Source organism: Nocardia sp. CWNU-33, from assembly GCF_046764895.1.
Lineage (GTDB): Bacteria > Actinomycetota > Actinomycetes > Mycobacteriales > Mycobacteriaceae > Nocardia.
On the sequence record NZ_JBKOQN010000014.1, the window covers coordinates 78910 to 98980 of the forward strand.

At 67.1% G+C, this 20071-nt stretch carries 18 protein-coding genes; 13 read left to right on the plus strand and 5 right to left on the minus strand.

Annotated elements, in window-relative coordinates; translation table 11 throughout:
- Positions 1-205 precede the first annotated feature (205 nt).
- Both ACLMAL_RS20470 and uvrA read left to right on the plus strand, forming a co-directional pair.
- Complete coding sequence (locus ACLMAL_RS20470) at positions 206-2323, plus strand: glycogen debranching N-terminal domain-containing protein (protein ID WP_412000542.1); 2118 nt, start codon at positions 206-208, stop codon at positions 2321-2323.
- 113 nt (positions 2324-2436) lie between these two features.
- Positions 2437-5463 (plus strand): excinuclease ABC subunit UvrA, encoded by a 3027-nt coding sequence (gene uvrA / locus ACLMAL_RS20475; protein ID WP_328411691.1) that lies wholly within the window; start codon positions 2437-2439, stop codon positions 5461-5463.
- 184 nt (positions 5464-5647) lie between these two features.
- Here uvrA and ACLMAL_RS20480 read toward each other — a convergent pair whose 3' ends face one another.
- The 4 genes from ACLMAL_RS20480 to ACLMAL_RS20495 all read right to left on the minus strand — a co-directional run bounded on the left by ACLMAL_RS20480 (position 5648) and on the right by ACLMAL_RS20495 (position 8473).
- Complete coding sequence (locus tag ACLMAL_RS20480; protein ID WP_412000543.1) at positions 5648-5863, minus strand: hypothetical protein; 216 nt, start codon at positions 5861-5863, stop codon at positions 5648-5650.
- On the minus strand, positions 5836-7380 hold the full coding sequence (locus ACLMAL_RS20485) for an FAD-dependent monooxygenase (protein WP_412000544.1): 1545 nt from the start codon (positions 7378-7380) through the stop codon (positions 5836-5838). Before ACLMAL_RS20485 ends, ACLMAL_RS20480 begins: the two co-directional genes overlap by 28 nt.
- A 59-nt stretch (positions 7381-7439) precedes the next feature.
- The gene (locus ACLMAL_RS20490) at positions 7440-8060 is read right to left on the minus strand and encodes a TetR/AcrR family transcriptional regulator (protein WP_412000545.1); all 621 of its coding nucleotides are present in this window, start codon (positions 8058-8060) and stop codon (positions 7440-7442) included.
- A gap of 71 nt (positions 8061-8131) precedes the next feature.
- A complete protein-coding gene (locus ACLMAL_RS20495; protein WP_328411700.1) occupies positions 8132-8473 on the minus strand; it encodes a recombinase RecA in 342 nt (113 codons plus the stop codon).
- A 624-nt stretch (positions 8474-9097) separates the two neighbouring features.
- On the opposite strand from ACLMAL_RS20495, the gene infC reads away from it, so the two are divergent.
- From infC to ACLMAL_RS20515, 4 genes are all read left to right on the plus strand, one after another.
- The gene (infC, locus tag ACLMAL_RS20500; protein ID WP_412000610.1) at positions 9098-9775 is read left to right on the plus strand and encodes a translation initiation factor IF-3; all 678 of its coding nucleotides are present in this window, start codon (positions 9098-9100) and stop codon (positions 9773-9775) included.
- A gap of 59 nt (positions 9776-9834) precedes the next feature.
- A complete protein-coding gene (rpmI, locus tag ACLMAL_RS20505; protein ID WP_328411703.1) occupies positions 9835-10029 on the plus strand; it encodes a 50S ribosomal protein L35 in 195 nt (64 codons plus the stop codon).
- Positions 10030-10124: 95 nt separating this feature from the next.
- The gene (gene rplT, locus ACLMAL_RS20510) at positions 10125-10505 is read left to right on the plus strand and encodes a 50S ribosomal protein L20 (protein ID WP_014983432.1); all 381 of its coding nucleotides are present in this window, start codon (positions 10125-10127) and stop codon (positions 10503-10505) included.
- A gap of 35 nt (positions 10506-10540) precedes the next feature.
- Positions 10541-11338, plus strand: coding sequence for a TrmH family RNA methyltransferase (locus ACLMAL_RS20515; protein WP_412000546.1), 798 nt, complete (start codon positions 10541-10543; stop codon positions 11336-11338).
- A 42-nt stretch (positions 11339-11380) separates the two neighbouring features.
- Here the strand turns inward: ACLMAL_RS20515 and ACLMAL_RS20520 are convergent, their stop codons facing one another.
- Positions 11381-11956: a TetR/AcrR family transcriptional regulator gene (locus ACLMAL_RS20520; protein WP_412000547.1), complete on the minus strand. Its 576-nt coding sequence runs from the start codon at positions 11954-11956 to the stop codon at positions 11381-11383.
- A 124-nt stretch (positions 11957-12080) separates the two neighbouring features.
- Here ACLMAL_RS20520 and ACLMAL_RS20525 point away from each other — a divergent pair, with 124 nt between their 5' ends.
- The 7 genes from ACLMAL_RS20525 to ACLMAL_RS20555 all read left to right on the plus strand — a co-directional run bounded on the left by ACLMAL_RS20525 (position 12081) and on the right by ACLMAL_RS20555 (position 20066).
- A complete protein-coding gene (locus ACLMAL_RS20525) occupies positions 12081-13514 on the plus strand; it encodes an MFS transporter (RefSeq protein ID WP_412000548.1) in 1434 nt (477 codons plus the stop codon).
- Between the two features lie 332 nt (positions 13515-13846).
- The gene (gene pheS, locus ACLMAL_RS20530; protein WP_412000549.1) at positions 13847-14911 is read left to right on the plus strand and encodes a phenylalanine--tRNA ligase subunit alpha; all 1065 of its coding nucleotides are present in this window, start codon (positions 13847-13849) and stop codon (positions 14909-14911) included.
- Positions 14912-14958: 47 nt separating this feature from the next.
- The gene (gene pheT, locus ACLMAL_RS20535) at positions 14959-17460 is read left to right on the plus strand and encodes a phenylalanine--tRNA ligase subunit beta (protein ID WP_412000550.1); all 2502 of its coding nucleotides are present in this window, start codon (positions 14959-14961) and stop codon (positions 17458-17460) included.
- A gap of 60 nt (positions 17461-17520) precedes the next feature.
- Positions 17521-17718: a hypothetical protein gene (locus ACLMAL_RS20540; RefSeq protein ID WP_412000551.1), complete on the plus strand. Its 198-nt coding sequence runs from the start codon at positions 17521-17523 to the stop codon at positions 17716-17718.
- A gap of 10 nt (positions 17719-17728) precedes the next feature.
- Positions 17729-18502: an alpha/beta hydrolase gene (locus ACLMAL_RS20545; protein WP_412000552.1), complete on the plus strand. Its 774-nt coding sequence runs from the start codon at positions 17729-17731 to the stop codon at positions 18500-18502.
- A 63-nt stretch (positions 18503-18565) separates the two neighbouring features.
- Complete coding sequence (locus tag ACLMAL_RS20550; RefSeq protein WP_412000553.1) at positions 18566-19525, plus strand: DUF4436 family protein; 960 nt, start codon at positions 18566-18568, stop codon at positions 19523-19525.
- Positions 19526-19553: 28 nt separating this feature from the next.
- The gene (locus tag ACLMAL_RS20555; RefSeq protein WP_412000554.1) at positions 19554-20066 is read left to right on the plus strand and encodes a hypothetical protein; all 513 of its coding nucleotides are present in this window, start codon (positions 19554-19556) and stop codon (positions 20064-20066) included.
- Positions 20067-20071: the final 5 nt, after the last annotated feature.

Below are 20071 nucleotides of genomic sequence, written 5' to 3' on the forward strand. Positions count from 1 at the left end.
GCCCTGCTCGGCGGGGCCTGCGCGCCCCGTTGTGCCACCTGCTCAAGGTAACTCGCCGGGCGCGCGTTGGGATAGCGGAGCGCAATTCGGCGACACTGGATTTCAGCAATATTCGGCCAACGGCGCCGCTACTCATGAGCGGGGCGCAGACAGCGGATCCGCTGTCTGCCCGCCGCACGAAGCCGAGCATCGGTAGGCTGTAGGTGTGAGCAGCCCCTGGGGGGAAGGTGCGGGTCCGGGTGAGCCCGGGGCGGTCGAGGCAGGCGTCACCCTCGTCGAGGGCTCGACATTCTGTATCAGCGAAACCGGTGGCAGCATAAGCCCGCATCGTCAGGAGGGATTGTTCGTCCGCGACACCAGGGTGTTGTCGCGGTGGCGGCTCACGATCGATGGGGTGCTGCCACAGCCGCTCACCGTTCAGTATGCCGACCCCTACAGCGCGACCATCCTGGCCAGGACGGCGCCGAGCCCGGGCCGCGCCGACAGCACGGCGTTGGTGATCGTCGGGCGCCACGTCGGCGACGGCATGCGCGATGACCTGACTGTGCGCAACCTGTCCGGCGAACCCGTCCGCTGCGTGGTGGCGCTGGAAGTCGACGCCGATTTCGCGGACCTGTTCGAGGTGAAGGATGGCAGGACCGGTGACGGCGTGGTCACCAGCAGCAGCGCCGTCGACGGAGCGATCGAGATCACCAGGGCCGATCTGCAGGTGGGTGTCACCGTCGCCGCGGCGGGAGCAACCGCGCGCAATCGCGAATTGCGCTGGCAGGTGGACCTTCCCGGGCGTGGCGAATGGACCGCGTGCATCCAGTACCGGCCCGCGCTCGGCGCGGACCCGGTGACGCCGCGGTATGTGTGCGGCAGTTCCGTCTCGCTCAGCGAGCCCGCGCAGCGCTTACGCGACTGGTATGAGAATTCACCCACCGTGCACACCGACGACGAAACCCTCGCCGCGGTGTTGCAGCGCGCCGTCACCGATCTCGGGGCCTTGCGTATCTTCGATCCCGGCCATCCCCAGCGGGCTGTGGTCGCCGCGGGCGCGCCCTGGTTCATGGCGCTGTTCGGCCGCGACTCGCTGCTCACCTCGTGGATGGTGCTGCCGCTGGATCGCAGGCTCGCCGTTGGCACCCTACAGAGCCTGGCGGGCTTGCAGGGCAACGAGATTCGTTCGGCCACCGAGGAACAGCCCGGCCGGATTCCGCACGAGGTGCGGTTCGGGCGGGCGTCGACACTGCTGCTCGGTGGTGACACCGTCTACTACGGCACCGCCGACGCCACGCCGCTGTTCGTCATGCTGCTCGGCGAGCTGCATCGCTGGGGGCTCGATGCCGGGACCCGCGCTGAGCTGCTGCCGCACGCCGATCGGGCGCTGGACTGGATCGACGACTACGGCGACGCCGACGGAGACGGTTTCGTCGAATATCAGCGGTCCGCCGAACACGGGCTGGCCAACCAGGGCTGGAAAGACTCGTGGGACGGCGTGAACTTCATCGACGGCACCCTGCCCGATGCGCCCATCGCGCTTGCCGAGGTGCAGGGGTATGTCTATGCGGCCTACCTGGCACGGGCGGAGCTGGCGCTCGACGCGGGCGACCACGCCACCGCGGATCGACTCCGCGCGAAGGCAGGCCGCTTGAAAGCCGCCTTCAACAAGGCATTCTGGCTGCCGGAACACGGCTGGTATGCGATCGGGCTCGATCGGGACAAGCGGCCGATCGATGCGCTGACCTCCAATATCGGACACTGCCTGTGGACCGGGATCGTTGATGACGACAAGGCGGGCCTGGTCGCCGACCGCCTGCTCGCGCCCGAAATGTTCACCGGTTGGGGCATCCGGACGCTGGCAACGACCATGGGTGCATACAACCCGGTCAGCTACCACAACGGCTCGGTATGGCCGCACGACAACGCCATCTGCGCCGCCGGGCTGATGCGCTACGGGTACACCGAGCAGGCGAACCGGGTGATCGATGGGATGCTGGATGCGTCGAGCCGGTTCGGGCATCGGCTGCCCGAGTTGTTCTGTGGCTTCGATCGCACCGAGTTCGCGGCGCCGGTGCCCTATCCGACATCGTGCTCGCCGCAGGCATGGGCGGCCGCGGCGCCGCTGCTGTTTCTGCGCAGCATGTTGCGACTGGAGCCGGGCAGTGGTGGTTCGACCGGACCGGGCCCGGCCTCGATCGCGCCCGCGGTGCCGGACCGGTACCTGCCGCTGCGGGTCAACGGGCTGCGCGTGGGCTCGGATGTGCTGACGGTCACCGTCGACAGGGATGGCTGGCAGTTGCTCGGACTGTCCGGCGAGCGGCCTCGATCAGGGCGCTGAGCTGGGTGGGAACCGGCCCCGGTCCGGCGCTCGGCGAAACTTGTCGGTGGGCGGGCCTAGCATGGCGGCGGGGGCACGTCTGAACACGTCTGAACACGGAGAAGGGACACCTGGTGGCGGAACGCCTCACTGTGCGCGGAGCTCGGGAGCACAACCTGAAGGGGGTCGACCTCGACTTGCCCCGCGACAGTCTCATCGTGTTCACCGGACTGTCGGGCTCGGGCAAATCGAGCCTGGCCTTCGACACGATCTTCGCCGAGGGCCAGCGCCGGTACGTGGAGTCGCTGTCCGCTTACGCTCGCCAGTTCCTCGGGCAGATGGACAAGCCGGATGTCGACTTCATCGAGGGTCTCTCACCCGCGGTGTCCATCGACCAGAAGTCGACCAACCGCAACCCGCGCTCGACCGTCGGCACCATTACCGAGGTCTACGACTACCTGCGCCTGCTCTACGCGCGTGCGGGCACTCCGCACTGCCCGGTATGCGGCGAGCTCATCGCCAAGCAGTCGCCACAGCAGATCGTCGACCAGGTGCTCGCCATGGAAGAGGGCATCAAGTTCCAGGTCCTCGCGCCGGTGGTGCGCACCCGCAAGGGCGAATTCGTCGACCTGTTCGATCAGTTGAACACCCAGGGCTACTCCCGGGTCCGGGTCGACGGTGTTGTCCATCCGCTGTCGGATCCGCCGAAGCTGAAGAAGCAGGAGAAGCACGATGTCGAGGTCGTGGTCGACCGGCTCTCGGTCAAGCCGAATTCCAAGCAGCGGCTGACCGATTCGATCGAGACGGCGCTGCGGCTCGCCGACGGCATCGTGGTGCTCGATTTCGTCGATCGCGACGAGCACGCACACGACCGCGAGCGCCGCTTCTCCGAACGCCTGGCCTGCCCCAACGGGCATCCGCTCGATATCGAGGACCTGGAGCCGAGGTCGTTCTCGTTCAACTCGCCCTACGGCGCCTGCCCGGACTGCACCGGTCTCGGCATCCGCAAGGAGGTCGACCCGGATCTGGTGGTGCCGGACCCGGAGCTGAGCCTGGCCGACGGTGCGATCGCGCCGTGGTCGCGCGGCCAGACCGCCGAATATTTCAACAGGCTGCTGTCGGGCCTGGCCGAATCCGTCGGCTTCTCCATGGACACGCCGTGGCAGGACCTGCCGCTCAAGGCGCGCAAGGCGGTGCTGGAGGGCAGCTCGGATCAGGTGCACGTCTCCTACACCAACCGCTACGGCAGGAAGCGTTCGTACTACGCCGATTTCGAGGGCGTGATGCCGTTCCTGCAGCGGCGCATGGAGAGTACCGAGTCCGAGCAGATGAAGGAGCACTACGACGGGTACATGCGCGATGTGCCGTGCCCGGTCTGCAACGGCGCCCGGCTGCGCCCGGAGATCCTCGCGGTCACCATCGCCGCGGGCGGCGAGCGGAAGTCCATCGCGGATGTCAGCGAGTTGTCCATCGCCGACTGCGCCGACTTCCTGAATTCGCTGACCCTCGGTGAGCGGGAGACCGCGATCGCCGGGCAGGTGCTCAAGGAGGTGCAGGCACGGCTCGGGTTCCTGCTCGATGTCGGGTTGCAGTACCTGTCGCTGTCGCGGGCGGCGGCCACGCTCTCCGGTGGTGAGGCGCAGCGCATTCGGCTGGCGACCCAGATCGGTTCCGGCCTCGTCGGTGTGCTCTACGTGCTCGACGAGCCCTCGATCGGACTGCACCAGCGCGACAATCGTCGGCTCATCGAAACCCTCACGCGGCTGCGCAATCTCGGCAACACCCTCATCGTGGTCGAACACGACGAGGACACCATCCGTGCCTCGGACTGGGTGGTCGACATCGGTCCGCTGGCGGGCGAACACGGTGGCACGGTAGTGCACAGCGGTCCGTACCAGGAACTGCTCACCGAGCCGAATTCGCTGACCGGCGCCTACCTTTCGGGCCGGGAGCGGATCGAGGTGCCGCTGGTGCGGCGCCCGGTCAGCAAGAAGCGTCAGCTCACCGTGGTCGGTGCGAACGAGCACAACCTGCGGGGGATCGACGTCAGCTTCCCGCTCGGCGTGCTCACCTCGGTGACCGGGGTGTCGGGCTCCGGCAAGTCCACCCTGGTCAACGACATCATGGCGACCGTGCTCGCGAACAAGCTCAATGGTGCGCGACAGGTGCCGGGCCGGCACACCAGGATCAATGGTCTCGACGAGTTGGACAAACTGGTGCAGGTGGACCAGTCGCCGATCGGCCGCACGCCGCGCTCGAACCCGGCCACCTACACGGGCGTGTTCGACAAGATCAGGACGTTGTTCGCGGCGACCACCGAGGCGAAGGTGCGCGGCTACCAGCCGGGCCGATTCTCCTTCAACGTCAAGGGCGGTCGCTGCGAGGCGTGCTCGGGTGACGGCACGCTGAAGATCGAGATGAACTTCCTGCCGGATGTGTATGTGCCGTGCGAGGTGTGCCACGGGGCGCGCTACAACCGCGAAACCCTCGAGGTTCATTACAAGGGCAAGACCATCGCCGAAGTGCTGGACATGTCCATCGAGGAGGGCGCCGAATTCTTCGAGCCGATCACCTCGATCCACCGCTACCTCAAGACACTGGTGGACGTGGGCCTCGGCTACGTCCGTCTCGGCCAGTCCGCGCCCACCCTGTCCGGCGGTGAGGCACAGCGGGTGAAGTTGGCCGCCGAGCTGCAGAAGCGTTCCACCGGTCGCACCGTCTACATCCTCGACGAGCCGACCACCGGCCTGCACTTCGAAGACATCCGCAAGCTGCTGCTCGTCATCAACGGCCTGGTCGACAAGGGCAATACCGTCATCGTCATCGAACACAACCTGGACGTCATCAAGACTTCGGACTGGGTGATCGACATGGGCCCGGAGGGTGGCTCCGGTGGCGGCACCGTAGTGGCCGAAGGGACTCCGGAAGATGTTGCGGCCGTTACCGACAGCTACACCGGGCAGTTCCTGCAGCACGCGCTGACCGACGCGACGGCGCCGAAGACTCCGGCCAAGAAGGCCGCGAGGAAAGCACCGACCAAGGCCGCCGCGGCCAAGGAAGCGTCGAGCAAAGCCGCGCCGGCCAAAACCACAACAACCAAGATCGCCGCCCCGAGCGCCGCCGCCAAACGCGCCTCGCGCAAGGCTGCCGCACTGCGCTGACGATCGGGCAGTCCGAGGACAGTGAAATGCTGGCAACGAGTCTTGCTCCGAGCCACAATTTCACGACCCTCCAACCGGCACCAGTGGCGGACGAGCAAGATCAGCGGTTTGCGACGGTATGGATCAGGTCGGCGAGTTCCTTGTGCTTCGACCACATCGGCCAGTGGCCGGTCGGCAGTTCGAGTTAGTCGGCACCGATGCGGACGCGCTCGTCGAGCATTGTAGGCGCGTCCGCATCACGCATCTGGTCGCCGACGGCAGCGGTGAAGCTACGGCAGATCAGCGACGAGGCGATGGCAAGACGTTCGGTGCGTTTGCTGAGCTTCGGCGGCACCGCGGCGATGGTGGCCGGTTCGGAAACCGCCCGCTGTATCAGGGGTGTCGCGGCGAACCGAACCACCGAAGCAGCGCGTCACGCAGGCGATCCGCGTTGCCGCGTCCGGCCTCGTTCGCGACCCAGGCGACGTATCCATCCGGTCGGATCAACAGTGCCGAAGGGGCGTCGAGACCGGTTGCGGCGACGATGTCGACCCGGTCGGCCCAGCCGTGCGCGGCGTCGGCGAACTCGGTGCCAGCGGTCAGGTCGAGCAGCACGGGGCGCGCTTTGTGCAGTAGGTCGGCGACTCGCGTACTGCCGTGCGATGTTTCGATGACCAGCTCCGGGACCATTCGTCCGGCGAGGTGATGACCGTCGCCCACGTCGTAGCGGACGTCGGATCCGGCGAGTAGTTGGGCGAGGTGTGCGATGTTGTCGGGCGATTCGAGCAGTTCGCCGAGCAGCGTGCGCAGCGCGGTGATCTCGGGGCCGGGCGCCATCAAGGTGGTTTGGGCGAGCGACTGCATCATGACACGTTCGCCGACCGGGTAGCGCTCGGTCTGGTAGCTGTCGAGCAGACCTGATGGGGCCCAGCCGTTGATGTGTCCGGCGAGTTTCCAGCCGAGATTGGCCGCGTCCTGAAGTCCGAGATTGAGCCCCGGCCCGCCCATGGCGGAGTGCACATGGGCGGAATCGCCGACCAGGAATACATTCCCGTCGCGGTAGCGGTCGGCTTGGCGGGTGTTCTGACCGTCCATCCTGCGCAGCGCGTGCGGGCCGGCACCGATGGGCGGTTGGATCGGTAGGTCGACACCGAGGACTCGGCGCGTGCTCGCACGCAGCTCATCCAGCGTCATCGGGGTGTTCTCCTGGACCGGCTCGGTGTCGAACTCCATGGTTGCGATGAGCGGCCTGCCAGGGTCGAGCTCGGCGAAGACGAACCCGCCGCGCTCGAGGCGGTTGTGTCCGACCGGCAGTCGGCCGAATCCGGGAACCTCGAGGCCACCGTCGGCCGAGCGCAGCTCCGCAGGCAGGCTCACATGCGCCAACCGGGTCAGTGTGGTGGCGAATGTGGTTCCGGGGAAATCGATTCCGGTGCACTTGCGCACAAAGCTCTTGCCGCCGTCGGCCCCGATCAAAAATGCGGTTGTCAGCTCGTAGTGACCCTCGGGGCCGGCCACGCCGACCGTGACGCGGCCGTCCTGTTGGGTCAGCTCGGTCAGTTCATGCCCCCACCTGATGTCCACGCCGAGCCCGAGCGCCCGCTTTTCCAGTAGCCGCACCAGCCTGGGCTGGGGGAGCAGCATCGCGTACATCGGATTGTCTTGCAGCGTGGCAAAGGAAATCGGTATGCCGCTGAATCCATATCCGGGAATCGGCTGCGGCGCGCCGGGCGCACCGCCGAACTCGTGGTACAGGCCGCGCATGTCGAGTAGCCGAATCACCTGGCCGACAAGGCCGTTGGCCTTCGGCTCGGCGCTCGGCTCGGTGAGTTTGTCGAGCACGATCGGGCGCACACCGGCCAAGGCGAGCTCACACGCGAGCATGAGCCCGTTCGGTCCGGCACCGGAAACAACAACGTCGACAGATATTTCGGGCATGACGAATACACCTCTTTGTCACTGAATTTGTGTGTTGCGGTTCTTGCTGTGCGGCGCGGTCAGCCGTGGACAGCAGGTTCGGGTAGTCCGGCGGCGACCTGTTCGATGGCGCGGCGTAGGAGGGTGGTGAGCAGCAGCGGTGGATCGGCGTGTATGTATGTCTCCGTCGCGGCCTGATAGACGCCGCCGAGCACGCCCGCAACCAACCGCGGATAGAGGTCACGCTCGGGATCGGTGCCGGTGCGCTCCGCGATCACCTCGACCCAGTCGTCGAATACGCCTTTGGACACCGCGATTCGGGTCTCCGGTGCATCGAGCAGTTCACGAACCATCGATAGTTGTTCGGTGGTCGGGGGCGCGGCCCCGACACCGTCGGCCTCCAACGGCTCCAACACTGCCGCGCCGATCGCGCTCCAGAGTGGTTCGCCCGCAGGACGATTCCGCAGCGCGATCAGGCTGCGCTGGATCCGCTCGACCTGCCGATAGGCCAGCGCCTCATACTTGCCGGTGAAGTAGTTGTTGAAGGTGCGCACCGACACCCCCGCTCGTGCCGCGATGTCGTCGCGCGTCACGTTCCCGAGGCCACGCTCCATCGCCAGCTCGAGCGCGGCGTCGCTCAATGCTTTGCGGGTATCGAGCTTCTTGCGCTCTCGCAGACCGAGTACCTGTTCCTCCGGCATGACATCAGCATACCGATAAAAGTGCCCGACGGGCAAAATTTCCCGTCGGGCAAAATTATTGAGGTGCTGGATCAGTAAACCGGGCCGGTGTACTTCTCGCCGGGCCCTTTGCCCGGCTCGTCGGGATGCGCAGAGGATTCCCGGAAGGCGCGCTGCAAAGACTGCAGGCCGTCGCGGTAGGGGCCGGCGTGCGGGCCGAAGTACTCGACGGAGGAGGTGACCAGGCCGGCGAGGGCGGTGATCAGACGGCGGGCCTCGTCCAGATCGCGGTGCGGGCTGGTGTCCGGGTCCGCGTCGCCGAGCCCGAGCTTCTCCGCCGCCGCACTCATCAGCATCATCGCGGCGCGGCTGATCACCTCGACCGCCGGAATGTCGGCCAGTTCGCGGACGGTGGTGTCGGGCTGTTCAGTCATGGGATCAGGCTAGCGAGGCTGTCCGCAGCAGTCGGAGCTGGCCGATCTCGGCGGCGTTCTTCATCGGTTCGGCGTTCACCCAGCCGGCCGGATGTGCCATTGTCAGCGCCGCGTCGACGGGCCATGGATACGCGGAGGGCTTGTCCAAGTCGCTCTGTGGGCCTGCTCGGTACGCCGAGCCAGTCCGTGCGCAGGCCGCGTAGCCACGGCAATGGCCTGGTCGCTGAGGGAACTCCACGTCGAGACGCTGCGGCACGACGGCTGGACGCGGGCAAGTGATCAACGGGGCGATTCGGCGATAGCGAGCGGGAATGTTAGACTTCTCGCCGACGACCGCCCTCGGCTTGCCTTGGGCTGATAAGTGGAGCCCGACTCCCACCGTTGCCGACGAGCAATCGTACAGGTCATACGGTCCGGTCACCCGCCCTTCCTGGGCGGGTTTCTTGTGCAGGGATGCTTTGCGCGGAGAGCGATTCGCCGCGGAGGAGCTGATGAGCACAGGGGTCGACGCGAGCGCCGTTGGCGCGCGATGTCGGTGGCCGGTCGACTCGGGCCCCGTTGCGGAGAAATACCGCACCGGGGCTTTTGTGTTGAACAAGGGGTTGTGCACGCGGTTGTCAGACGATATCGCTTGACCTAGGAGGCCCCATCAGCACTGAGACCCGCATCAACGATCGCATCCGTGTTCCCGAGGTTCGACTCATCGGACCCGGCGGTGAACAGGTTGGGATCGTGCGTGTTGAAGATGCACTACGCGTCGCCCTCGAGGCCGATCTTGATCTGGTCGAGGTGGCTCCAGACGCTCGTCCACCGGTCTGCAAGATCATGGACTACGGCAAGTTCAAGTACGAGACGGCGCAGAAGGCGCGCGAGTCTCGGAAGAACCAGGTGCAGACCGTCATCAAGGAGCAGAAGCTCCGCCCCAAGATCGACGACCACGACTACGAGACCAAGAAGCGCAACGTTGTGCGCTTCCTCGAGGCCGGTTCCAAGGTCAAGGTGACGATCATGTTCCGTGGCCGTGAGCAGTCGCGCCCCGAGCTGGGCTTCCGACTGCTGCAGCGGTTGGCCTCCGACGTCGCCGAGCTCGGTTTCGTCGAGACTTCCGCCAAGCAGGACGGTCGCAATATGACCATGGTCCTCGCGCCCCACAAGGGTGCGAAGACGCGTGTGAAGGCGCAGGAAGAGTCGGCGGCCCGGTCGCAGCCTGCCCCGCGCGCCGCTGCGCCTGCCGCAGACACGCAAGCCGCTCCTGCAGCGGCGGCCCCCGCGGCACCGGCCGAGTCGGCCGAGTCGCAGTAACAACGATCAGCACCGGCGGTCCGCGCAGGACCGCCGGTACGACACAGATAGAGGAATCCATGCCGAAGATGAAGAGCCACAGCGGCGCGTCGAAGCGGTTCAAGGTGAGCGGTCGCGGCAAGCTGCTGCGCCAGCAGGCCAACCGTCGCCACCTGCTCGAGCACAAGTCCACTCGTCGGACTCGTCGTCTGGATGGCACGGAGTCCGTCGCGTCCGTTGACGTCCCCCGCGTCAAGCGGCTGCTCGGTCTCTGAGACCAGTAGCATCCGCGATCCGGATTCCGGACGCCGACCACCGACCAACTCCGGGGCGCACGCAGACGCCCCCTAGATCGACAAAGGACTGACCCATGGCACGCGTCAAAAGGGCCGTCAACGCTCAGAAGAAGCGTCGTTCCATCCTCGAGGCCTCCAAGGGCTACCGCGGACAGCGCTCGCGCCTGTACCGCAAGGCCAAGGAACAGCAGCTGCACTCGCTCACCTACGCCTACCGGGACCGCCGGGCGCGCAAGGGTGACTTCCGCAAGCTGTGGATCGCCCGCATCAACGCCGCGGCGCGCCTCAACGACATCACCTACAACCGCTTCATCCAGGGCCTGAAGGCTGCCGGTGTCGAGGTCGACCGCAAGATCCTCGCCGAGCTTGCCGTCTCCGATGCCGAGGCGTTCGCCGGCCTGGTCGCGGTGGCCAAGGCCGCCCTCCCGCAGGACGTCAACGCCCCGGCTGCCTGAGCTCGGGTTACGTGACAGACCTTTCGGAGCGACCCGTGGATGCGCTCTCCGAGCGCAATCCGCGGGTCGTTTCCGCTGTCAAGCTCCATCGCGCCGCGAACCGTCGCAAGACCGGTCAGTTCCTCGCCGAGGGCGCCAATTCGGTTGCGGCGGCCCTTGATACGGGGCGGGTGCAGGAGCTTTTCTATTCGGCGGGCGCCGCGGCGCGCGAGCACGAACTGGTGGCCGGTGCCGCGGGCAGTGGTGTGCGGACCACGCTGGTGAGCGACCGGGCCGCGCAGATGCTCGGTGAAACCGTCACCGCGCCAGGGCTCGTCGCAGTGTGCGAGCTGATCGATGTGCCGCTCGCCGAGGTGCTCGCCGCGAATCCCCTGATGTTGGCGGTGCCGGTCGAGATCGCCGAACCGGGCAACGCGGGCACGCTGATCCGGGTTGCCGACGCGGTCGGCGCCCAGGGTGTGGTGTTGGCGGGGGAGACCGTCGACCCACACAACGGCAAATGCGTGCGCGCCAGCGCGGGCAGCCTGTTCCACGTGCCCATCGCACGGTGTCGGGATATCGCCGAGACCTTGGATGCGATTGCGGCGGCAGGTATCACGATTCTGGCCACCGCGGCCGACGGTGAGGTCGACCTGGACGACGTCGACGCTCTGCTCTCCGGTCCGGTCGCCTGGCTGTTCGGCAATGAGGCGCACGGACTCGACCCCGCGGTCGCGGCCCGAGCCGATCACCGGGTGCGCATCCCCATCCACGGTCGCGCGGAGAGCCTGAACCTCGCTGCCGCCGCGGCCATCTGCCTGTACGCGAGTGCACGCGTGCAGCACGCGAAGTAGCTCCCGCCGCCCGAGTGCTGTTGTGTCGCGCTGTGAAGTGGCCTAATGCCCTTCGGTGGACAGGTTTTCGAGGATTTCCTCGGCCCAGCCGGCCGGGATGGCGTCGGGTCCCGCGACCTGCATGGCGCTCATCACGGTCAGCAGCATCCCGGTGGCGATGAAGCGGCGGGCCTCGGTCAGTGGCGCGTCGGTGAGCTCGCGCACCAGCGCGAAGATCTGGCCGAACCGCGCACGTACCTCGTCGCCGATCACCGGGTCGGAGCTCGATGCGATGCCGTGCATGAACACCTGCAGGAGTTCTCGCTCGGCCAGGAAGACGTTGTAGCCGCGGCCGAGTTGGCGTAATGCCTCCGTGGGGGGTGCATCGCGATCGGTGCGTTCGGCGTCGGCCGCGCGAAAGGCCTCTTCGATGCGATCGCAGACCCGGTGCAGTGCGGCCAGGAACAAGTGTTGCTTGGTGCCGAACAGTCGGATCACGTAGGGCTGAGAGACGCCGGCGAGCCGGGCGATTTCGTCGGTCTTGGTGCCCGCGTAGCCGCCCTCGGCAAAGGCGGTGATGGCGGCGTTCAGTACTTCTTCGCTCCGTTGCGCGGCGGTCAGCCTGGTGCCGGTACTCATGTCGTCCTCCTTGGCGTCCCCGTCGATGGTTTGTCTACCAAATCTGACCGTCCCTTGACATGTTATCAGTCGATGCATACTTTTGATCGTGTTAGTTATCAGTCGATTACAACAAGGGCTGGACATGAACGAGATTCTTGAAGTCGCCGATCCGTCGGCACCCGTCGCGGCACCGGGGAGTCCGGGCCACGACCGACCCCTCGCCGCCGTATTGGCCGCTGTCGGGATCCCGATGTTCATGGTCACGCTGGACAACCTCGTGGTGACCAATGCACTGCCGGTGATCCGCACCGAGCTCGGCGCCTCGCTCGGCGACCTGCAATGGTTCGTCAACGCCTACACGCTCGCCTTCGCCTCGCTGCTGCTCACCGCGACAGCCATCGGTGACCGGCTCGGCCGCCGCCGCGTATTCCTCTCCGGAATCGCGCTCTTCACGGTCGCGTCCGCGGCCTGCGCACTGGCCGCCGATCCGTGGATGTTGATCGCCGCCAGGGCAATTCAAGGTTTCGGCGCGGCCGCGGTGATGCCGCTGTCGTTGACCCTGCTGTCCTCGGCGGTACCGGAGAAGATGCGCAGCGCCGCGATCGGCATCTGGGGCGGAATCTCGGGCCTCGGCGTTGCGCTCGGTCCGCTCATCGGCGGTGCTGTGGTGGAGGGTCTGAGCTGGCAGTGGATCTTCTGGATCAACGTGCCCATCGGCGTGTTGGTGGTGCCCTTCGCGGCGCGGGTGCTGGCCGAGTCCTACGGAGGTAAGCGGCGGTTGGATCCGCTCGGGCTCGCGCTGTCGGCGAGCGGTGTGCTCGCGGTGGTGTGGGGTGTGGTGTACGGCGCCGACGACGGCTGGACCTCCACTGGTGTGCTGTCCGCGCTGCTCGGGGGCGCGGTGCTGCTCGGCTGCCTGATCGCCTGGGAGCTGAAGACTCCGGACCCGATGCTGCCGTTGCGGTTGTTCCGATCCCGCGCCTTCCGGGTGAGCAACACGACGGTGTTCACCTTCTCGGTCGGAGTCTTCGGTTCGATCTTCCTGCTGGCGCAGTATTTCCAGGTCGTGCAGGGCTATGGCCCCTTGCAATCGGGCATTCGCACCATGCCGTGGACGCTGGCGCCGATGGTGGTCGCGCCGCTCGCGGGCCTGATCGTCGATCGGGTCGGCGCCCGCACACTGCTCGCCACGGGACAGGCCGCGCTGGCTGTTGCGCTGGCCTGGATGGCGGCGATCGCCACGGTCGACGCGAGCTACGGATCGTTCATCGGGCCGTTCCTGCTCGGTGGCATCGGTATGGGCCTGACCTTTGCGCCCGGCGCAACGGTCGTGATGGCCAGCGCCGCACCCGAGGATCGGGCGATGGCTTCCGGCACCAACAACACCATTCGCGAGGTGGGTGTCGCGATGGGTGTCGCAGTGCTGGCGTCGGTATTCGCCTCACATGGCTCCTACCTGAGCCCGCAGAGTTTCGTCGACGGCATGGTGCCCGCGGTGTGGGTCGGGGCAGGCATTGTCGCGGTCGGCGCGGTGGTTGCGTGGCTGCTGCCCGGGAAGATCACTCAGGTTCGCTGAGCGGTATGGGTGTGCCCCCTGCTCCGGTTTCTGATCGGAGCAGGGGGCACAGCTGTTCGTATGCCCTGCCTGCCATCGCACCGGACGCAGCACGTCATCGCGGTATTCCGGCGGCGGCCGAGACCGGCCTCGGTGCTGATCCGGTCGATGTGGCATCGCCGCGTTCGCCTCCCCGGCATGCGAAGTCGGCCGCTAGCACACGCCCGGCAAGCGGGGGAGCGGTAATCCGGGTGAATCGGCCATGCCGGATCGAATACGATTCGACCAGCAGCAATGTGGGTAGGCAATCATGCGGACCCTCGAACCGATCCCCAGGGGAGAGTCGAACGATCGTGGCCGACGACAACGACGCAGCAGCCGAGCAGAGCGCGGTGCTCACCGAGGAGGCACTGGCCGCCGCCGCTGCGGCGGCCGAGAAGGCGTTTGCCGCTGCCGCCGACCTCGATGCGCTCGCCGTCGCGAAAACCGAGCATCTCGGCGGCAAAGCGCCGCTCGCCCTCGCGCAGCGTGCGCTGGGCGGCCTGCCGAAGGCCGAGAAGGCCGACGCGGGCAAACGGGTCAATATCGCGCGGGCGCGGGTCTCCGAGGCGTTCGAAGCGCGACGTGCGGTGCTGCTGGCCGAGCGTGATGCCGCGGTGCTCGTCGCGGAGGCGATCGACGTCACATTGCCCGCGGGCAGGCATCAGGTCGGCGCGCGCCACCCGATCACCGTTATCTCCGAGCAGATCGCCGATGTCTTCGTCGCGATGGGCTGGGAGGTCGCCGAGGGGCCCGAGGTCGAAACCGAGCACTTCAACTTCGACGCGCTGAATTTCCTGCCCGACCATCCGGCCCGGACCATGCAGGACACCTTCCACATCGCGCCGGAGGGTTCGCGGCAGGTGTTGCGCACGCACACCTCGCCGGTGCAGGTGCGTTCGATGCTGGAGCGCGAGGTACCGATCTATGTCGTGTGCCCGGGCCGCACGTTCCGCACCGATGAACTCGATGCCACCCACACTCCGGTGTTCTCCCAGGTGGAGGGGCTGGCCGTGGACAAGGGCCTGACCATGGCGCACCTGCGCGGCACTCTGGACGCGTTCGCGCGGGCTTTGTTCGGGCCCGAGACCCGAACCCGCATGCGCCCCAACTACTTCCCGTTCACCGAGCCGTCGGCCGAGGTCGACGTGTGGTTCCCGGACAAGAAGGGCGGCGCGGGCTGGGTCGAATGGGGCGGCTGCGGCATGGTGAACCCGAAGGTACTGATCGCCAGCGGGATCGACCCCGAGGTGTACAGCGGGTTCGCGTTCGGTATGGGTCTGGAGCGGACGCTGCAGTTCCGCAACGGCATTCCGGACATGCGGGACATCGTCGAGGGTGACGTGCGTTTCACGCTGCCCTTCGGTATCCGGTCCTGAGCTGGGCGATTCAAGAACTTCCTTCGATCGAGAGAGCGAAACGTCAAGTGCGAGTAGCGCAGTCCTGGCTGACGGAAATCATCCGGCGGACCACCCCCGAGTGGTCGGTGACGCCGGAGGAGCTCGACGCAGGGTTCGTCCGTGTCGGGCTGGAGGTCGAAGAGGTCGACAAGCTCGAGCGGGTGACCGGTGATATCGAGAAGCCGCTCGTAGTCGGCCGGGTCGCCGAGATCACCGAGCTGACCGAGTTCAAGAAGCCGATCCGGTTCTGCAAAGTGGATGTCGGCAATCCTGATCTGCAGGAGATCGTCTGCGGCGCAACCAATTTCGCTGTCGGTGATCTGGTCGTCGTGGTGCTGCCCGGCGCGGTGCTGCCCGGCGGTTTCGCCATTGCCTCGCGCAAGACCTACGGGCATATCTCCAACGGCATGATCTGCTCGGTGGCCGAACTCGGTATCGGCAAGGACCATTCGGGCATCCTGGTGCTCGAGCCGGGCACCGCCGAGCCCGGGACCGACGCCAACGAGCTGCTCGGCCTCGACGACACCATCATCGAGCTGAACATCACTCCGGATCGCGGCTACTGCTTCTCGGTACGCGGTCTCGCTCGCGAACTGACGTGTGGTTACGACCTCGAATACGCCGACCCCGCCGTGCGGACCTTGCCCGACGACGAGCAGGATGCCTGGCCGGTTCGGCTCGAACCGGACTCGAAGTGCACGCGTTTCGCGGTCCGCCGGGTCACCGGCATCGACCCGAACGCGGTGAGCCCCTGGTGGTTGCAGCGCAGGCTGCTGCTGGCCGGCGTGCGCCCGATCTCGCCCGCTGTCGACGTCACCAACTACGTCATGCTCGAACTCGGCCAGCCGCTGCATGCCTTCGACGCGGCCAAGCTCACCGGCGGCCTGGTGGTGCGCACCGCCAACACCGGCGAGACACTGCGCACCCTCGACGAGACCGAGCGCGTGCTCGATGCCGAGGATGTGGTGATCGCCGACGATTCGGGCGTCATCTCCTTGGCGGGCGTCATGGGCGGTGCGACAACGGAAGTCGGCGCCGCGTCGACCGATATCGTGCTCGAGGCCGCCACCTGGAATCCGTTGCTCGTCTACCGCACCTCGCGGCGCCACAAGCTCTCCTCGGAGGCGGGTAAGCGCTACGAGCGGGTTGTCGATCCCGAGATCAATGTCATCGCGTTGGATCGCGCCGCCACGCTGCTTGCCGAAATCGCCGGTGGCACTGTCGAATCCGTGCTCACCGATGTTCGAGTGCCGGTGCCGGCCGCCGACCCGATCCGGATGGATATCGATCTGGCCGATCGTGTCGCGGGCGTCACCTACCCGACCGGTACCTCGGCGCGGCGCCTGGCCCAGATCGGCGCCAAGGTGGATGTCGGCGTCAGCGAGGCCGGGCACGGCCAGTTGGTCGTCACCCCACCGAGCTGGCGGCCCGACCTGGCCCAGCCCGCCGACCTGGTGGAGGAGGTGCTGCGGCTGGAGGGGCTCGAGCAGATCCCCTCGGTGATCCCGACCGCACCCGCCGGACGTGGACTCACCCCGACCCAGCGCCGCCGTCGCGCGGTGAGCAGGGCGCTTGCCTTCGCCGGTTGTGTGGAGGTGCCGCCGCCGGTGTTCCTGCCGCCGGGTGTGTTCGACACCTGGGGCCTGGACGCCGACGACCCGCGCCGCGCCACCACCCGGGTGCTGAACCCGCTCGATGCGGAGCGTCCCGAACTGGCGACCACATTGCTGCCCGGCCTGCTGGAAGTTGCCGCCCGCAACATCTCGCGCGGTGCGCGTGACCTTGCGGTCTACGGCATCGCCCAGGTGGTGCTGACCGGCGCGAACGTCGCGCCGATCGCAGCGCTGCCGGTGGACCGCCGCCCGACCGACGAGCAGATCGCGGAACTGATCGGCTCGCTGCCCGCGCAGCCGGTGCATGTGGCCGCCGTGCTCACCGGTCGCCGCGACCCGCGCGGTCCGTGGGGCCCCGGTCGTGCGGTGGAGGCCGCCGACGCCTTCGCCCTCGCCGACGCCGTCGCCGACGCGGCGGGCGTGACCATCGAACGCAAGGCCGCTGCGCACCTGCCGTGGCATCCCGGGCGTTGCGCCGAACTGCTCGTCGACGGCGAGATCGTCGGCCACGCGGGTGAACTGCACCCCGCCGTGCTGGAACGCGCAGGCCTGCCGCCGCGCACCTGCGCCGTCGAACTCGACCTCGACGCATTGCCGCTGCGCGAATCCCGCCCGGTACCGGTGGTTTCCCCGTTCCCTGCCGTCTTGCAGGACGTATCGGTGAGTGTCGAGAAGGCGGTGGCCGCCGCATCGGTGGAATCGGCACTGCGTTCCGGCGGTGGCGAATTGCTCGAAGACATCGCCCTTTTCGATGTCTACGAGGGTGCCCAAGCCGGCGAGGGCCGCAAGTCTCTCACCTACGCTCTGCGCTTCCGCGCCACCGACCGCACCCTCACCGAGGACGAGGCCAGCGCCGCCCGCGACGCTGCGGTAGCGGCCGCGGCGGATGCCGTCGGCGCGGTCCTGCGCGCCTGACCGTTCCGACGTCGAGACCGCGCGGTCATCGTGGCCGCGCGGTCTCGACGTGTTCAGTGTTTGACGATCGGTGAGCTCGTCGAATTCGTCATCGTCGTGCGGCTGCCTCGCGATCCGCGGATTTTGTGCAGGCGAGCCAGTTTCCCGAACATCGCGATCGAACTGCGCAGCGGCGTCATCGGGCCCGCCGTGCGGGCGTGCGGCCCGAAGCCGGTCATCGACGAGGCCCGAGCGCAGCGCCACGTGGGCAGCGAGTAAGAAGGGCTGCATGCGGCATCCTGCGAGCCCTATCCTGCACGCGCTGACCTACCTGCCCCAACGGGAGATCGCGCAGACTCCGGCCGTTCTGGGGCTGGAGTACACCGAGCTGTCCATCGCGACCGCTGACGGCGAGACGCTGCACGGCTGGTGGGTGCCTGCTCGCCGGTCGATCGGGCATGTGCTGTTCGCGCATGGGAACGCCGGCAATATCGGTGACCGGGTGCCGATATTCGCGCTGCTCACGGAGGCCGGTTTCGATGTGCTCGCGTTCGACTACCGGGGCTACGGGCGCAGCACCGGGCGGCCCACGGAGCATGGCACCTACCTCGATTCCCGCGCGGCGCGGCGCGTTCTGTTCGAGCAGCCGGGTGTCGACGCCGATCGGGTGCTGTATCTGGGGAAGTCGCTCGGCGGCGCGGTCATGCTCGAGCTGTCGACCGCGCATCCACCCGCCGGGCTGATCCTGATGTCTACCTTCACCGGCATCCGTGATGCGGCAAGGTCGGTGTACCCGTTCCTGCCTCGGCCGTTGGTCCCCGACGCCTACCCGAGTCTGCGGCGGATATCGACGCTGCGCGCGCCCGTGCTGCTCATACACGGTGACCAGGATGAACTGCTACCGCTGCGCCACGCCGAGCGACTGTATGCCGCGGCCCCGGAACCGAAGCGGCTGCTGGTCGTGCCGGGTGCCGGGCACAACGACCTCATCATGCAGTGCGGCTGGGATTGGGCGGGCACCATTCGCGACTGGGCCGATGCCGCAGGCATAGTCTCGACGTAGCTTCCCGTGGTGGCGAAATCGAAGGTGATTGGGCCCCAGTATTTTTGGTGTGTGGGACAAAATGTGAAAAAGAAGCGCGGCGCGGTGTTGCCCGCGCTGGTGGCGGTGATCGCACTGATGGTGGTGCTGGCCGTGAGCCTGTCGATGTACGAGGCAGGCAAGGCTCGAACGGCGGCGGTGCACCCCTTCGGTGACGTCGACAAGTCCGATCGGGTCGATCTCGGAGTGTGGATCGGCAAGATCGATCCAGCCGCACAAGCGGTGTCGGTGGAGGTGACGGCGCGGCCGCACGGCGTCTATGCCGATCGGCTCGGTTTCTTCGCCGGCGACGCCATCCTCTATACCTCCGGGATGAAGTCTGAACCGATCACCATCAAGGCGGGCGAACCGATCTCGGCCGCGGAGGTGAAGATCGCCATGTCGGGGACGTTCACCGATTACCCGTTCGACAAGTACGAGGCCGTACTCGCTTTCGACATGATCAGTGGGGACAAGCACGTTCCCGTCGCGGCCGCCGTGTCCAGCGGTGACACTTTCTTCGCGGTCTCGGAGGCCCCTGAGGCGGTTGACAGCCAGATCGACGGCGTCGACCTCACTCTGCATGCCACCCGGTCCACACCCTCGCTGGTCTTTGCGCTGTTCATCATGGTGTTGATGCTCGCCATCGCAATCGCGGCCGCGGTCGCGACCTACTACCTGGTCGATGGCCGCCGCGGCCTGATATTCCCGGCCTGCTCGATGATGGGTGCGCTGCTGTTCGCGCTCATTCCGCTGCGCAACGCCGTGCCGAGCGCCCCGCCGATCGGCTCGATCATCGACTTCGCTTCCTTCTTCATCGCCGAGGGCATCATCTCGGCGGCGCTGGTCGGTTCGATCCTGATCGGTTATCGGATCGAGGTCGTCAAGGAGCGCGAGGAGACCGCGCAGGAGGCGAGCGCGGTGCCGCCGTCGGAGCCGAATCCCGTGGATGACCTGCTGGACCGACAGCCTGTTCCGGTTGGGATCGGTTCGGGGCAGCCTTAGTCGACGCCACGCTGCGTAACCTGGCCGTATGAGCGATATCAGCGAGATTGTCGCCCGGTTGGCGGCATTGTCGGATGACGAGCTGCTGGCCGTGCTACGCGCCGCGACGGCCGAACATCCGACGCTAACCGGGGTGCATGCGGTTCTCGGTACGGCAGCGGCAACCGATGATGCCATTGTCGATGTGACTCCCGACACCGATCCATCGCCCTCGCATGAGTCTCCGGCGAACCTCGGCGCATCCGGGCAGGTCGGAGGGCTTTCTGCGGTACCCGCGGTACCGGTACCGCCGACCGGTATCCCGCCGTCGGCGGCGGTGGGTGGATATTCGCCCGAGGGAGTCCCTACTTTCGAGTCAGTTCGCGATAAGGTCGAGCAGCGCTTCGGTACCGCGCAGGGGATGAGCGAGCTCGACCGGCAGACCCCGGCGGGCCGCAGCGCGGACGAACAGTGGGAAGCGCGCGAGAAAGCCGCGCGCGAGCGTCTGGATCGGATACGGAAGTCGTTGCACGGCAACGACATCGAAACAACAGAGCCGTAGTCTGC